At 61.5% G+C, this 12,881-nt stretch carries 17 protein-coding genes and 1 pseudogene; 5 read left to right on the forward strand and 13 right to left on the reverse strand.

The genetic code is table 11. The features are described 5' to 3' along the window. Window positions 1-75 precede the first annotated feature (75 nt). The 4 genes and pseudogenes from GPL20_RS00805 to GPL20_RS00820 form a co-directional block, all read right to left on the reverse strand. A complete protein-coding gene (locus GPL20_RS00805) occupies window positions 76-504 on the reverse strand; it encodes a GNAT family N-acetyltransferase (RefSeq protein WP_157326909.1) in 429 nt (142 codons plus the stop codon). Window positions 505-564: 60 nt separating this feature from the next. Beyond that, a complete protein-coding gene (locus GPL20_RS00810) occupies window positions 565-864 on the reverse strand; it encodes a hypothetical protein (RefSeq protein WP_254124979.1) in 300 nt (99 codons plus the stop codon). A gap of 122 nt (window positions 865-986) precedes the next feature. Then, a pseudogene (locus GPL20_RS00815) lies at window positions 987-1,529 on the reverse strand (phage terminase large subunit); the annotation flags it as partial. A gap of 18 nt (window positions 1,530-1,547) precedes the next feature. Then, a complete protein-coding gene (locus GPL20_RS00820; protein WP_157326911.1) occupies window positions 1,548-2,372 on the reverse strand; it encodes a M23 family metallopeptidase in 825 nt (274 codons plus the stop codon). A 162-nt stretch (window positions 2,373-2,534) separates the two neighbouring features. On the opposite strand from GPL20_RS00820, the gene GPL20_RS00825 reads away from it, so the two are divergent. Beyond that, complete coding sequence (locus GPL20_RS00825) at window positions 2,535-3,494, forward strand: hypothetical protein (protein WP_157326912.1); 960 nt, start codon at window positions 2,535-2,537, stop codon at window positions 3,492-3,494. A gap of 144 nt (window positions 3,495-3,638) precedes the next feature. On the opposite strand, the gene GPL20_RS00830 is transcribed toward GPL20_RS00825, so the two are convergent. Continuing rightward, window positions 3,639-3,971 carry a hypothetical protein gene (locus GPL20_RS00830; protein ID WP_157326913.1) on the reverse strand — a complete coding sequence of 111 codons (333 nt, stop codon included), beginning with the start codon at window positions 3,969-3,971 and terminating at the stop codon, window positions 3,639-3,641. Then, the gene (locus tag GPL20_RS00835) at window positions 3,968-4,519 is read right to left on the reverse strand and encodes a hypothetical protein (RefSeq protein ID WP_157326914.1); all 552 of its coding nucleotides are present in this window, start codon (window positions 4,517-4,519) and stop codon (window positions 3,968-3,970) included. Before GPL20_RS00835 ends, GPL20_RS00830 begins: the two co-directional genes overlap by 4 nt. A gap of 83 nt (window positions 4,520-4,602) precedes the next feature. Here GPL20_RS00835 and GPL20_RS00840 point away from each other — a divergent pair, with 83 nt between their 5' ends. Continuing rightward, complete coding sequence (locus GPL20_RS00840) at window positions 4,603-4,944, forward strand: response regulator (protein WP_157326915.1); 342 nt, start codon at window positions 4,603-4,605, stop codon at window positions 4,942-4,944. 227 nt (window positions 4,945-5,171) lie between these two features. Next, window positions 5,172-6,704, forward strand: a complete 1,533-nt coding sequence (locus tag GPL20_RS00845; protein WP_157326916.1) for an FAD-dependent monooxygenase — start codon at window positions 5,172-5,174, stop codon at window positions 6,702-6,704. A gap of 154 nt (window positions 6,705-6,858) precedes the next feature. Here the strand turns inward: GPL20_RS00845 and GPL20_RS00850 are convergent, their stop codons facing one another. From GPL20_RS00850 to GPL20_RS00870, 5 genes are all read right to left on the reverse strand, one after another. Next, window positions 6,859-8,463 carry a hypothetical protein gene (locus tag GPL20_RS00850; protein ID WP_157326917.1) on the reverse strand — a complete coding sequence of 535 codons (1,605 nt, stop codon included), beginning with the start codon at window positions 8,461-8,463 and terminating at the stop codon, window positions 6,859-6,861. A gap of 439 nt (window positions 8,464-8,902) precedes the next feature. Then, window positions 8,903-9,589 carry an imm11 family protein gene (locus GPL20_RS00855; protein WP_254124981.1) on the reverse strand — a complete coding sequence of 229 codons (687 nt, stop codon included), beginning with the start codon at window positions 9,587-9,589 and terminating at the stop codon, window positions 8,903-8,905. Beyond that, a complete protein-coding gene (locus GPL20_RS00860) occupies window positions 9,590-10,363 on the reverse strand; it encodes a DUF4261 domain-containing protein (RefSeq protein ID WP_157326918.1) in 774 nt (257 codons plus the stop codon). Between the two features lie 122 nt (window positions 10,364-10,485). Continuing rightward, a complete protein-coding gene (locus GPL20_RS00865) occupies window positions 10,486-10,971 on the reverse strand; it encodes a DUF417 family protein (RefSeq protein WP_157326919.1) in 486 nt (161 codons plus the stop codon). A 159-nt stretch (window positions 10,972-11,130) separates the two neighbouring features. Further along, entirely contained in the window at window positions 11,131-11,328 is a 198-nt protein-coding gene (locus GPL20_RS00870; RefSeq protein WP_157326920.1) for a hypothetical protein, read from the reverse strand. Between the two features lie 329 nt (window positions 11,329-11,657). On the opposite strand from GPL20_RS00870, the gene GPL20_RS00875 reads away from it, so the two are divergent. Both GPL20_RS00875 and GPL20_RS00880 read left to right on the forward strand, forming a co-directional pair. Then, on the forward strand, window positions 11,658-11,858 hold the full coding sequence (locus tag GPL20_RS00875) for a hypothetical protein (protein WP_157326921.1): 201 nt from the start codon (window positions 11,658-11,660) through the stop codon (window positions 11,856-11,858). Beyond that, window positions 11,855-12,061 carry a hypothetical protein gene (locus GPL20_RS00880; RefSeq protein WP_157326922.1) on the forward strand — a complete coding sequence of 69 codons (207 nt, stop codon included), beginning with the start codon at window positions 11,855-11,857 and terminating at the stop codon, window positions 12,059-12,061. Before GPL20_RS00875 ends, GPL20_RS00880 begins: the two co-directional genes overlap by 4 nt. Here GPL20_RS00880 and GPL20_RS00885 read toward each other — a convergent pair. Together GPL20_RS00885 and GPL20_RS00890 are read right to left on the reverse strand one after the other, a co-directional pair. Further along, the gene (locus GPL20_RS00885) at window positions 12,055-12,324 is read right to left on the reverse strand and encodes a DUF6894 family protein (protein ID WP_157326923.1); all 270 of its coding nucleotides are present in this window, start codon (window positions 12,322-12,324) and stop codon (window positions 12,055-12,057) included. The two genes, GPL20_RS00880 and GPL20_RS00885, sit on opposite strands and share 7 nt — an antisense overlap. A gap of 120 nt (window positions 12,325-12,444) precedes the next feature. Next, the gene (locus GPL20_RS00890) at window positions 12,445-12,708 is read right to left on the reverse strand and encodes a hypothetical protein (RefSeq protein ID WP_254124983.1); all 264 of its coding nucleotides are present in this window, start codon (window positions 12,706-12,708) and stop codon (window positions 12,445-12,447) included. Window positions 12,709-12,881 lie beyond the last annotated feature (173 nt).

The raw sequence follows: 12,881 nt of genomic DNA on the forward strand, positions 1-12,881 counted from the left end.
GGTACAAAATACCGCGCCACGTCGCGCGGGCTACGTTACAAAGCCACGTTCCGCATCACGGGAAACCCGTACCATTTAGCGAAGCCACTTTCGCCAGTAAAGCGTGTGCGACCAGGCCCAGGGCAGCTCTGGCTCGTAGAGCCGATAGCCCGCCCTGATGAAATTGTTGGCTGATACCGGGTTGTCCGTCGTGTCCGACACAATGCTGTCCCATCCGCTGCGCCGCCCCCTCGCCTCAATCGCGCGCATCAGCTTGAACTGAAGTCCTCGCCCCCAATGCCGTTGCAGAACCCCGACCCTGGAAAAGTAGCCGCTGTTTCGCGCATATGTCGACGGCACAACGCCGGCAAACGCGACAGCCTCGTCGTTGCAATAGGCAAGCCACCATGCACCAAGCTCGAACTGCGGCACCGCCGCAGCATCGAAGAAGGTCAGCTGATGCAGATCAGCCAAGGTCTCAGCAATGTCGTCATCCAACGCATCAACGCAACGAATTCTGTACATGGGATGGCCTATTTCGGGATGGCTTTTCGCGCGAACGAGCGGCTCGATCGCCGCTCGCGTTCACTTGCCCAACATGACCTTGACACCAAGCCAGACTGCGCCAACCAGACCGGTGACAATTACGGTGATCACGGCCTTGAACGTGTAGCTCTGCGCCTGTTCAACGCTCTTCCGCCACCGCCGCAGGTGCTGGAAATCCGCCCTGACCTCTTTCCGGTCATCATCTTCGATTCCAAAGGAAGCCAGCACCGAAGCCACCGCCTTCAACACGATCGCATCGATGCTCTCCTGATGAAGCCTGTGCTGCTCGGCCAGTGTTTCGGCGACAATCGCCCTGATTTCGTCGTCTGGCATCTTCACCGCCTGATTATCCTCGCAACATTCTCGAAACCGCGCTTGGCAAAGTAGAAGGAGACCACGAGATTAGCTGTGATCGCCGCAAATCCTGCCAGAGCATCCGTGGTGCCGAAGCCGAGGATCTTGTCGCGCCAGTTCGCCTTCACGACGACGGCACCGTCGGGTTGGCGCCCTCGCAGAAAATCGTCGATCGCATCACTCTTGCGGCGCGGATTCCAACTTGCCCAGAGCTCGGAGTCCTTGGCGCGGATCGTCGGCCGCAGCAGCGCGAGGCTGCGCGCGCTCAACGATTGCGCCTCGTCGATCCAGGCGATGCGAAATCCCTCCAATGACTTGATCGAGTCGGCCGTGTGGTCCTGAAGCCCGCGGAAGATGATGAGCCCGTCCCCGGGCGTCTCGATCTTGTCGCTGAAGAGCTTGAAGCCATGGCCGAGCCCGAGACCAGCAATCTTCCCTTCGATCAAGCGCTTCGACGATTGCGCCAGCGTGCGCTGTGCCTCGCGAATGCAGACCGCGAGCGTGCCCCGCTCGGCCTGGCAGGTCTCGACCAGAAGCTCGCCGAAGAAATGCGATTTTCCCGAGCCGCGCCCCCCATAAACGCCCTTGTAACGCGCGGGTTGCAGCAGCGGCTCGAAGATCTTGGCCGTCGGAATTTTCAGAATGGACAATGGCTACGCTCGCTCGCCCTAGGGCAGGCCGGTGCGCCTGCGCCACATCGCGGACCAGTCTTCGTTGTTGGGCGTGTCAGGTTTTCCCTGCTGAGCTTGATCGAAACCAGCAAGGACGCCGCCTCCGGAAGGCGAAGGCCAAGTTTTGTATCGTCCCTCGAAATCGGCTTTTGGCGAAGACGGAAACGAAGCGTCGGGAGGAATAGCGGGCACCGGCACGAGATCACCCGAATTGAATACGGATCGATCCGATTCCCCGGTCGGCATCCTTCTCAGAATCCGTACATCTTCGGGACGGGTCCCAGGCACGCGACCCGCGTTTTGCAGATACCGCAGATACTCCGGAATGTACGCCGGCAGAGCCGGGTTCGGATCGAATGGCCCCAATGCATCGGCAAACGCGCCTGGATCCACGAGACGCCCTTCAGAATCCTTGATTTGATAGTGAACGTGCGGGTCTCCCGGCTTTCCATCCTTACGGATGATGCCTGTGTTCCCCATAGTCCCGATTAGCTGGCCGGCGGCCACCGGATCACCGATCTTCACATGCCTGGCGTCGGTGTGCAGGATCTGATGGAGGAGGCCGTTCTTGTCTCTGATCGCGATCGTTCCCCACTTGTCCTCACCGGCGTTCTCGACCACACCATCAACCGGCGACCGCACCGCCGGATTGCTCTTGTTCAGACGAGCCTCTCGTCCGCCGACATAGTTGAAATCGATACCTCGATGCGGATTGGATGAGCCACGCGGCCTGTTCGTCGTCTCTCCGTATCCACTCGTAATATGAGGCGCCACGCGGCCGACGGGTTGCAAAATGCGCCGCATCATGTCTTCCCAGGACATATCCAACTCTCCATTTCAAGAGACGCAAGCCAATTCGTTCTACCCGTAGCTGCCATCCGCAGCTTCGGCCAGCTTGCTCAACTCAGGATAATTGCTTAACTATCTCACCCGCAGGGGTTTGCAGGCGCGGAAATTCGATCCAATGAGACACGGGAGATTTGCTTGAGGAAGTCGTCGGTCCTCAGAATTCTGGATTATGCAACGCTGGTGCTCTCACTGGCCACATTCACGTCCGCCGCCTTCGCGCAGGACCGGCCTACACCGGCATCCGACAAATGGCGTCCCAAAGCCGGCGTCTATGCCGAGTCCGGCAGGAATTTCCAGTCGTCCTGCGACGAAAGCGGCGGCCTTACGATCGACCTTGGCGAAAAGTCGGTCAGCGGTTACGAATGGGGCTGCGACGTCAAGAAAATCACCGATCTTGGCCCGGGCTCGCTGAAGGTTGAAATGGTCTGTGACGATTACAACCTTGCGCAGAACATCAACCCTCGCGATCCCAACTGGGAGAACAGACAATTCAACGAAGTCATGCTCGTCAAGCGGCTCGATGCGGCGACGATCTCCGTTCAGAAGAGCCTGAATGGGAAGCTCAAGGATCCACCCTGGCGTGCGGCCTACTGCCCTCTGAAGACACAGCGCGCGCTTGCCGAGGCCACGTTGAGAGCCAAGGTGGAAGCGAAGCAAAAGGCCGAGCAGGATCGAACCCTCAAGGAGGCCCACCCGAGGGATGGCGTCTACGCGGCGGCAGGCCCCGATTTCGAGGATCGCTGCACGAAGTTCAGCGACACCGTCGTTGCGTTCGCCGGCAAATCGATCACGACGGCCTCCAACATCTGCAAGATCGAAAATACGCGGGTCCAGCTTCCCGACACCGTGAGGATCGGCGCGACCTGCGCGCTGCAAGGGGCTTCTGGCCCGGATGCCGTCACCGTGCAAGATAAGGCCTCCACCCCGGACCGCGAGAACCTGATGTTCAAGAAGATCGACGACAAGACCGTCATTCTCTGGATCATCAACAACGGGCACTTCACCGGCGATGGTCGAAAGCTGTCCTATTGCAGCGACCAGACGCAGCGCGCCCATGCCGGGCAACGGCGGGCCAACAAGCCGACCACGAACTAGCGGAGGGATCATCGAAACGAAAAACCCGCGGCCAATTGCTGGGCGCGGGCTGAACCAACTCAATCTCGATGATGCCATTCTGCCAGTGTTTTGCCCGACGTGTCAAACGATCAATCGAAATTCCGAATCGAACTTTTCGCCTGATCAGGCCTCATGCCCGGCATCGCCGTCGCTCGCGTTGTCCGGATGCACGATGACGCGCTCGATCCTTTGAACCAATTCCGGTGCGCCCTCTTCGCCGTTCTCGGTCGGCTGCGCGGCCTTGCCCCAGCCGCGATCGAGGATGGCGTTCGCCGCCGAGACGCGGGCCGCCGGCGTCGCGTCATCGCTGCGCATGATGCCGACGAGCACGCGGATTGCGGTTCTGGTGTGGCTGCGCGCCAGCGAGCGGATCTCGGTCAGCGTCCGCGCTTTGGATGTCTTCCTGGCCGAGCGGACCGGCGCGCTCTCGAGCTCGCGTTCGGCCTCCTCGCTCAAGACAACGTCTCCCACAGCACGATTGCGACGAGGCCAGTGAGCGCGAGCGATATCAGGTAAGCGGTCATCGTCTCTCCACGACAAGAAAATGCGCGGCAGATCGCGTAACGAGGCGCGATCGTTTCGGGCGCGAACCCTATCTCCGTAAAGCCCGGAGACCGCAGCGGCGCGAGCGACAAGCCCAGCGCCGCGGGCCGGCACGTTCGCGCGTGCACGGCCAGCAATGGTTCGGACGACAGCGCGCCGATCGGCGCTCCAGTTCCAGCGAGTGCGTGGCCGTTATGCGCCGCCGCCGTCCGATCTCGAAATCGAGACGAAAAAACCCGCGGCGGATGTTGTCCGCGCGGGTGAACCAAACTCGTCTCGATGATGTCATTATGCCGGTGTTTTGCCCGACGTGTCAAACCTCGTGTTGAGCAAGTCGCCGCCATGCGAAGCGAGAACGAAGGCAGCGAAAATAAGAAGGCCCGCTGCAGATCGCTCCGCGCGGGCCGAACCAAACGTCTTTCGATGATGCCATTCTGCCAGTGTTTTGCCCGACGTGTCAAACGTCGCTCATGCGACCAGGCCTTGCCGGAACTTACCCGAAGCGGCGCGCGTTGATTCCTTCGTCGAGAGGAACGTTCGCGCGATGAGCCATACCGTCCTGGTTGTTGACGATGATCCCGCCGTCCTCGACGTGATCGTCGGCATGCTGGAAGATCTCGGCTGCCAGGTGATAAGCGCCCAAAGCGGGCGGGATGCGCTGGATCGGCTCGAGGAGAACCAGGACATCTCCATCCTCATCACGGACATCAACATGCCAGGCATGGACGGTCATGAGCTGGCCGAACTGGCCAGGCGAGCCCACCCGGAGCTCAAGGTGCTTCAACTTTCAGGCCGCGAGCCACGGCGCGGCGGCCTGCCCATGATCAGGAAGCCGTTCTCGTTCGAGGAACTCGCCGACATCATGCAGCGAACGACCGGCACTTGAACATCACGCCCAAAACAAAACCCGCGGCGGATTGCTCCCGCGCGGGCTGAACCAAACTCTTTCGATGATGCCATTCTGCCAGTGTTTTGCCCGACGTGTCAACGCGGCCGAACACGAGCGAGGAGACCTTCCTCCCATTCGTATATGTGGTGCGCAAGGGGCTTGCTTCAAGTCCCGGTCCCTGCCGTAGAACCCGTGACCCGGCCAACATATCGAGGGGTCACGACATGCCTGTACTGCTTCCGACGTCCCGTTCACGCCAGCAGGCGCATCGCGCCGGCGCGAGGAACGCGGCGATGACCGATCATGCCGTCATCATCGCTGGCGGCGGCCCGACCGGTCTGATGCTGGCGGCAGAGCTTGCGCTCGCCAATGTCGACGTCGCCGTGGTCGAGCGGCGCGTCAACCAGGAACTGGTCGAGACGCGCGCCGGCGGATTGCACGCGCGCAGCATCGAGATGCTCGATCAACGCGGCGTTGCGGATCGTTTCCTGCGCGAGGGCCAGATCACCCAGCTCGCGGGCTTCGCCTGGACTAGGCTCGACATCAGCGATCTGCCCACCCGGCACCCTTACGGCCTCGCGCTGCGGCAGAGCCACATCGAGCGCATCCTGGGCGGCCGGGTCGCGGAGCTCGCGGTGCCGGTCTATCGGGGCTCCGACGTGACGGGCTTCGCGCAGGACGAGACCGGCGTCGATATCGCCTTGTCCGGCGGCGAGACGCTGCGCGCGAATTATCTCGTCGGCTGCGACGGCGGCCGCAGCCTAGTGCGCAAGGCCGCCGGCATCGACTTCGCCGGTTTCGGCCCGACGCTCAGCAATCTCATGGCCGAGGTCGAGATGCGCGAGGCGCCGGCCTTCGGCCTGCGTCACGACGCGCTCGGCTTTCATGGCCTCAGCAAGACCGAGAACGGACGCGTGCTGGCCGTCGTGACGGAAGCGACGCTCGAGCGCACCGGCGAGCCCTCCTTGCGCGATCTCAGCGACGCCCTCATCGCGGTCTACGGCACCGACTTCAGTCTGCAAAATCCCGCCTGGATCTCCCGCTTCACCGATGCGGCACGGCAGGCCGTGTCCTATCGCAAAGCACGCGTGCTGCTCGCCGGCGATGCCGCGCATATCCATCACTCCGTCGGTGGACAGGGCCTCAACACCGGCATACAGGACGCCGTCAATCTCGGCTGGAAGCTGGCGCAGGTGATCAAGGGCACCTCGCCCGACAGCCTGCTCGACACCTACCATGCCGAGCGCCATCCCGTCGCCGCGCGCGTGCTGCGCAACACCATGGCGCAGATCGCCCTGCTCCGCCGCGGCGACGACGGGCTCAAGGCCGCGCGCGACGTCTTCTCCGAGTTGCTCGTCATGGACGAGCCGCGCCAGCGCTTCGGCGCGATGATGAGCGGGCTCGACATCCGCTATGATCTCGGCGATGGCCACCCCCTGCTCGGACGCCGCATGCCTGATCTCGATCTGACGGCCGAAGGACAGAAGTTGAGATTGTTCACGTTGCTGCACGGCGCCCGCGGCGTGCTGCTCAATTTCGGCAAGCGCGGCGGCATCGCCGGTACGCCCTGGGCGGATCGCATCGGAGTCGTTGACGCCGCCTGTGACGGCCCATGGCAGCTTCCGGCCATCGGAGAGGTCGCCGCGCCAAGCGCAGTGCTGCTGCGGCCCGACGGCCATGTGGCCTGGGTGGCAGACGAGAGTCGGCACGGACTCGAGGAGGCATTGACGAAGTGGTTCGGACCGGCTGCTGCGTAGCGCGCGAACGTGCTAGCGGCTCCAAACAGAGAAAGCCCGCGGCATCCCGCGGGCTTGATCCGAACTCTTTTGATGATGCCATTCTGCCGGTGTTTTGCCCGACGTGTCAAACGAACGATCTCGAGCGGCGGACGCATCACTCTGTAACAAGGCTTCACTCCGACCGAATGAGCGGCCGTATCCAGCGCGAGAACCATTCCTCGGCATCGTTGTGCGGATTGCCCGCGCCATCCACTCCGAAGATCGGTGGCGGAATGAGGTAGCTTGGTTCATCCGCAAACGCGCCGATCGGCTTGCTCGTGGGCGGTGGCCGTCCGTCAGTGGTCGGCACAATCCAGTTGCCAAACCGATCCGTGGAAGGCAGATATGGGACTGGCGCAGTCCCCGACGTGAAGACGTTACTCGCATTCGACGCGTTGACCCGGGTGAGGCGCCGGACCTCCTCGGGTGCGACAGCTCCTGCGGCTGGAGCGTCCGGCATCTGTTGCGCGTTCGAAGGCTGCGCAGGCTGAGTGCCTGCTGGCGTGTCGGTCCAGCTTCCGAAGCGATCGGCGAAGGTGCTTGCATGTTCCGGTTCAGGTGAACTGTCTTCGGCCGGCCATCCGGGTACAAGCCCAAGAGAGCTTCCGCCTGATTGAGGGGCAGGATTCCTCGAGGCGAACGCGTTGTAAGGAGTCGTGCCCGAGGAGAAGACGCCTTCAGCGCCTCTCTCGGCGCTGCTCTCCGCACCAGCGGCGCGAGCCGGCAACATCCCAGCGGATCCAATAGCGCCCAATATTCCCAGCAATGGCAGCAATTCCGGAGCGGCCGCTCCAAGCGCGGCGATTCCTGCGACACCATAGAGGGCGGGAGGCGGCATGTCGGCCGAAGGAGGATCGGGGTCTAGGATTGGTGAGGGCCCAGAAAATGGTTGAGGAGCCCCGGTAGCCGGATCGAACCTGAGAACCAGGGGATCCCGAGGGGTCACCGGAGTAGGAGGCAACTGCCCAAAGCCTTGCGGATCGACCGCCGGGAAACCGGGAAGTCCATAAGCTTGATGCGGGCTAGGCGAGAATCCTTCCGGTCGATTCAGATCTCCAGGTGAAGGCGGAATAAAGCCGGGCAGTCGCGCATCGATAACGGGGGCAACGAGGCCAGGCAGATCGGGAACAGGTCCAACAACCGCGAAGTGCTGCGAGATATGTGGACTAGAGCGATATCTCTCTAAGATCGCTATCCTGTCCGCGAGACTGAGAGTGGCGTCCGGAAAGAGGAGGGGAACGCGCAGAGCGCCTTCCCTTTGGCCAGCGGTATAAAGTCTGTCGGCGGTGTCCTGCATATGCTGAATGCTGTCTCGATTCTCGTTGGCGTACGTTCTCCAGTTTGCGTACCAGTCTTCAATACGTTTGTTCGCGTTCTCGGGTGTCATTCCCAAAGGAGTGTTGGCAAGCAAATGCCCCTTCGCCAGCGCGTGTTTGGCAGCGCCGAGAAAGCCGCTCAGTTCGGCATCCAGCTGATCGACAGCAGCGGTGTTGCCTTCCTGAGCGGCAACAAAGGATGGATGCGCCTGGAGTTCACCGAGAAACTTGCAGAATATTTTGCTATAGCTCCCAAGATGACCTCCTGTATGAGGGCTTGATCCTAGCTCTTGAGCTGCTTGCTCATTTGATGGCAGACCCATCAAATTCTTGATGCCGTTGAGGCTGAAACGATTACCCAAGACCTTGAGTGTGAAATGGCCAGCAAGGCTCTGTGGTAAGATGTGATGGATATGGAGCATGCTATCCTCTTGCATTCCGCAAAGGCGTCAATGAGCGCGGCCCCAAGCTGTTTGGTGCCCGCATGCGAGTGAAATTTTGATTGCTTGTCTTTGCCGTAGGCGAAGCGGCAGCTAGGAATCCAGAGCGGCGTCAAGATTCATGACGACCCATTCCATGCCCGAAGCAGGCGTTCTCGCATGAGGTCGCCGCCAACAAACCATGTCTGCTGCGAGGAAGAGCTGAAAAAGGCCCGCGACATCCTCGCGAGCGTCACCCAACATCTTCTGGATTCTCGCACTCCGGTGTTTTGCCCGACGTGTCAACGAACAAACCTGGCGCCGCAACGCCTTACATTCCGTTGGCCTCGACGAGCCACGCCTCGAGCGCAAGGCTTTTCCGGTCCCATAGGCGGGATTCTCAGCCAAGGGATCTCACTATCGGCAGCAGCTGCGCGTGAACTCAATACTTGGTCGTATCGGTGAATCCGATGCCCCTCATGCCCGCTTCCTTGCACGCATCCTTGACGACCTGATCGCAGACTATCATTGGATAGAAGCAAAGTCTGAAGATATGGGCCGCCCCGACACTATCCTCTTTGAAAAGTAGGCTACTTCTTCCACTCAGATTGTAAACCTTACGATCAGGCGTGGGATGCTCGATCTTGAGAACCGACTTCGCTTCGTCGACAGCATCGAGAACCCGGATAACATCGCAAAGCCAATACGTAGGCGCGGCGCGACCGTCTCGATATCGTGTCTCGCATCTGACAAAACGAACTCCCTCCAGATCCAGCCTCTCAAGAAGGTTCTTCATCCGGTCGGAAGCGAGCCAATAGTCGTGAAAGAGCTCCCAGTCCCTGGGAGCTCGGCCGAGAGAATTGTCGATCACGAGTCGCGGTGGTTCAGGGAAAGGCGGGAATCCCCGCCCCCGTGGAGCAATGAGTACTTCGCGCTCGCCGGCGACAGCTGCGAGATTCTCCATCTCCCATCCCGGCGCCGTTTGAAACCTGAAGTCCAGGCCCACAACATAGAACCTTCGAGCTCTTGCCTTGCCCCGACGCCTCTCCGGAAGGGAACTAATCATCCGTCTTCTCTCGTTCACACACACGCCCAATGCACTGTAAAGTGTTGCGCTGACGATGCCCACTTACACGAACTCATCCGTACAGAAAAACACCGGAAGCCCTCCAAAAACGTCAGACTTCTTGTAACGGACTGCGATACGCTCGGCCTCGTCTGCCCCGATCGTGTCGCCATCGTTCACCACGTTTCCATGCTCGATCAGATAGACGGAAAGTCCGGCCACCTTGTCGATCAGTGCCGGAAGCGTCAGCTTGCCGGTCTCGAACTCGATCTCGCGTCCGACAAAAGCGGACAACCCCACCGTGATCGCGCCAATCTTTCTGCCCGACTGGAACGGAAGGATGTCGGTCCACAGCGTGAAGGGATAATCGGGGAACGGCTCAAACGATCGGCTGGACATGTCCAGCCACAGATCGGAAGGCCGCGCGACCCGGCCGGCCCACACGACGCCGCAGCATTCCGGCATTGCGGCGATCAGCGCGCCGATCACTGCGGTGGTGATGCGCGCGGCGACGAGCGGTCGCTCGTTCTTTCCCAGCATTGAGACGATCAGGTGACCTCGATGCCGGGCTGCCACCGCCTTGCTCTCCGGCCACGTTGTGGCAGCGCGCGACCACAATCCGTCATCCTCCGGAATGGGAGCCGGCATCGACATGACCGCAACAAGCTCATTGCCGCAGCGAATGAGCGGCGAGTTTGCCTGAGCCTGTTGCAATTCGTCCTTCGTCATATCCGTTGCCAATTCCGGATGTCGCGCGCGAAGAATCCTGGCAACGGCGGACATATCGGGCGTGGCCGGACTGTCCAACAAGATCAAAGCGAGAAGCGAGTTACTCATCGGCCTACCCCCGCAGAAATCATCTTGCGACGAGATCCGCGTCTCGCCCAAAGGTTGATACTTCCGTCATCTAGAACAAATAGGGAACATTGTCAATTGACGTTTCTCGCTGCGCATCCCATTCACCCCCTCACCCTCGCCATCGCCTGGGGCAGCGACGCCAGCAGCAGCACGACGCAGACGCACAGCAGCACGATGTCCTTGAACAGAAACTCGCCGGTGAGATTCCAGGCCATCGGGTCGGTCGAGAGGCTCCATGTCACGACGCCCGGCGTGGTGAAGAAGAACGAGAAGGTGATGGCGAAGGTCACGACGCCCATGAAGGCGCCGAGCGCCGAGAGCAGCGGATTGAAGGCGCCGCCGACCAGCAGCGCGGCAATGGCGAACTCGGCGATCCCTAGCACGTAGGCTTCGCCGCGCAGCCCGAACACCGAGAGCCAGGAGATGAACGGGCTGTTGGTGATGAACTGCGCGATGCCCTGCGCCGACTGCGGCGTGAATTTCTGCATGCCGAACGAGACGAAGATGATCACCATGACCCAGCGCAGGATGGCGAGAGGGCGATAGGATCCGCTGCCGGCTTCGGCAATTTTGAAGTCTGCATTCATTGACGTTTCTTCCCTTGGCTGCTCCCCGCCGCGCGGGGTTGCCGGCTATACGCCGCCAGCCTTCAGGCCGTTACGTCCGCTTGCGTCACGACCGGTTCACGACCTCGTGCGGCGCCGATCAAGGGTAGCGCTCGCCTGCCGTCGTCATCGCGCTGGCGGTCAGCTCTCTCGCTTCCGCGGAAAGCCAGGTTCGCTCGGGAAAGGTTCGTAAGTCTTGCGACCCAGAAACGTGTCCGGCACCGGCTGCTTCAGGATCTCGAACGATCGCGTCAGGAGATCGCGCAGGTGCGCGCTCTGCCTCGCGATGGCGGCCGCCTCGTCGTGAATGCGCCGCAGATGATGATCGTCGCCCGGCATGGCCGTGCTCCCCTTGCTTTGCAGGCGGGAGCACGCTCGGTCTCTCAGCCACCGACGCCCACGGACAGAGCCTTGGCCGGTGATGCCTGGTAAACCACCTGCAGGCGCCTTTGTTCAAAACTGGACTTTGGAAGCACGGGGTCTCAAGATGAGTAAGCCGCTCAAAGTGCTGAACTTGCACTCGAAAATTAGTTCTCGCTGTGTATCAAATGATACTGACTCCCCGCTCCGCGCGGCGTAGGTTTGATCCATCACCGCAAGGCCCGTGGCATCGATCGGTGATGAGAACGCCAATTGCGCTCCCGCCTTCTCGAATATGGGAGCAGGCCATGCTGAAGCGCCGTCGTTTCAAACAGACCAGGACACTTCACGAGCGGCTCGCCGACGAGGCCGCACGCCTGCGCGAGGAAGCGCGCGCGCTTGCACCCGGACGCCGCCGCGAGATGCTGCTGCGCCGGGCGCGGCAGGACGAGACGGCCATGCAGATCGACGCCTGGCTGCATTCGCCCGGGCTGAGGGCACCGACATGAGCCAGCAATATCGCGCCTACCTGGTCGGCGACAACGGCGTCTTCCGCTCCGCCGAAGCGTTCGAGGCCGCATCCGATGCCTGCGCCCTCACCTTCGCGCAGCAGTTCACGCGCCACGGCAAGGTCGAGGTCTGGCAGCTCGGCCGCAAGATCGCCGTGCTGGAGCCCGAGCAGCTGCCGCCGGGCCCGCTCACGCGTCAATGATCGCGTGCGTGCGATCGCGTCTTGAGGTTCTCGATCTCGAACGAGAATGTCACCTGCATCACCGGACCGCCGTCGTCGCGCACGTCGATCGCCATCGTCTGCCTGCCGCCGGCAGGCGAGGCGGAGAGCACGGCATCGCGCGCCATGTCGGCGACCGACTTGGCGGCCTCGGCCTGAACGGCGCGGTGGCTGGCCAATTCCAATCCTTCCTCGTCGAGCGCAATACCCTTCTCGTCGCGAAGATCGAAGTAGTATCGGGGCATCTTCGCAATCCTTTGCCTAGATAGGTCCGAGGCGGACAAAGGTTTCTTGCGGACTCAAAAATTTGTCTTGGGATCAACGGGTTTCGGGAACGGCGGGGATCCTGCAACGGAAAGGCCCGCTCACTCCTCCGCCAGCTTGCGGGCGATGTAGGCATCCACCGTTTCCGCGAACGAGCGCTGCACGCCGACCGCGGCGACGTGCTGGTCGCGTGCGTCCAGCTGGAGCACGCACAACCCTCGCCCGCGCGCGCCGGCCGGCGTGATGGCCAGATATTGATCGATGGCGTTTTCGGCGAGCGGGATCGCCTGGGGATCTCCCCTCGCGATCAAAAGACGCAGGAGGCTCTGGCAATCGGCCAAACCCGGCATGACGTCGAGCCTCACCCGCGCGAGGATTTCGGCTTCCTGACGGGCTGGGTGTGGGTGCCGAACAGCGCCAAGAGCAACGCAACTTCTTCCTTCGAACCGATCTGGATCATGATTATCTCCTTTTCGCTCCGTTGGTCGGGGCCCGGGCTGGAGGAGTTCAGGACAATCGGGTTTCAGCACTGTTTCAG

Origin of the sequence: Bradyrhizobium cajani (assembly GCF_009759665.1) — a bacterium.
Classification (GTDB): domain Bacteria; phylum Pseudomonadota; class Alphaproteobacteria; order Rhizobiales; family Xanthobacteraceae; genus Bradyrhizobium; species Bradyrhizobium cajani.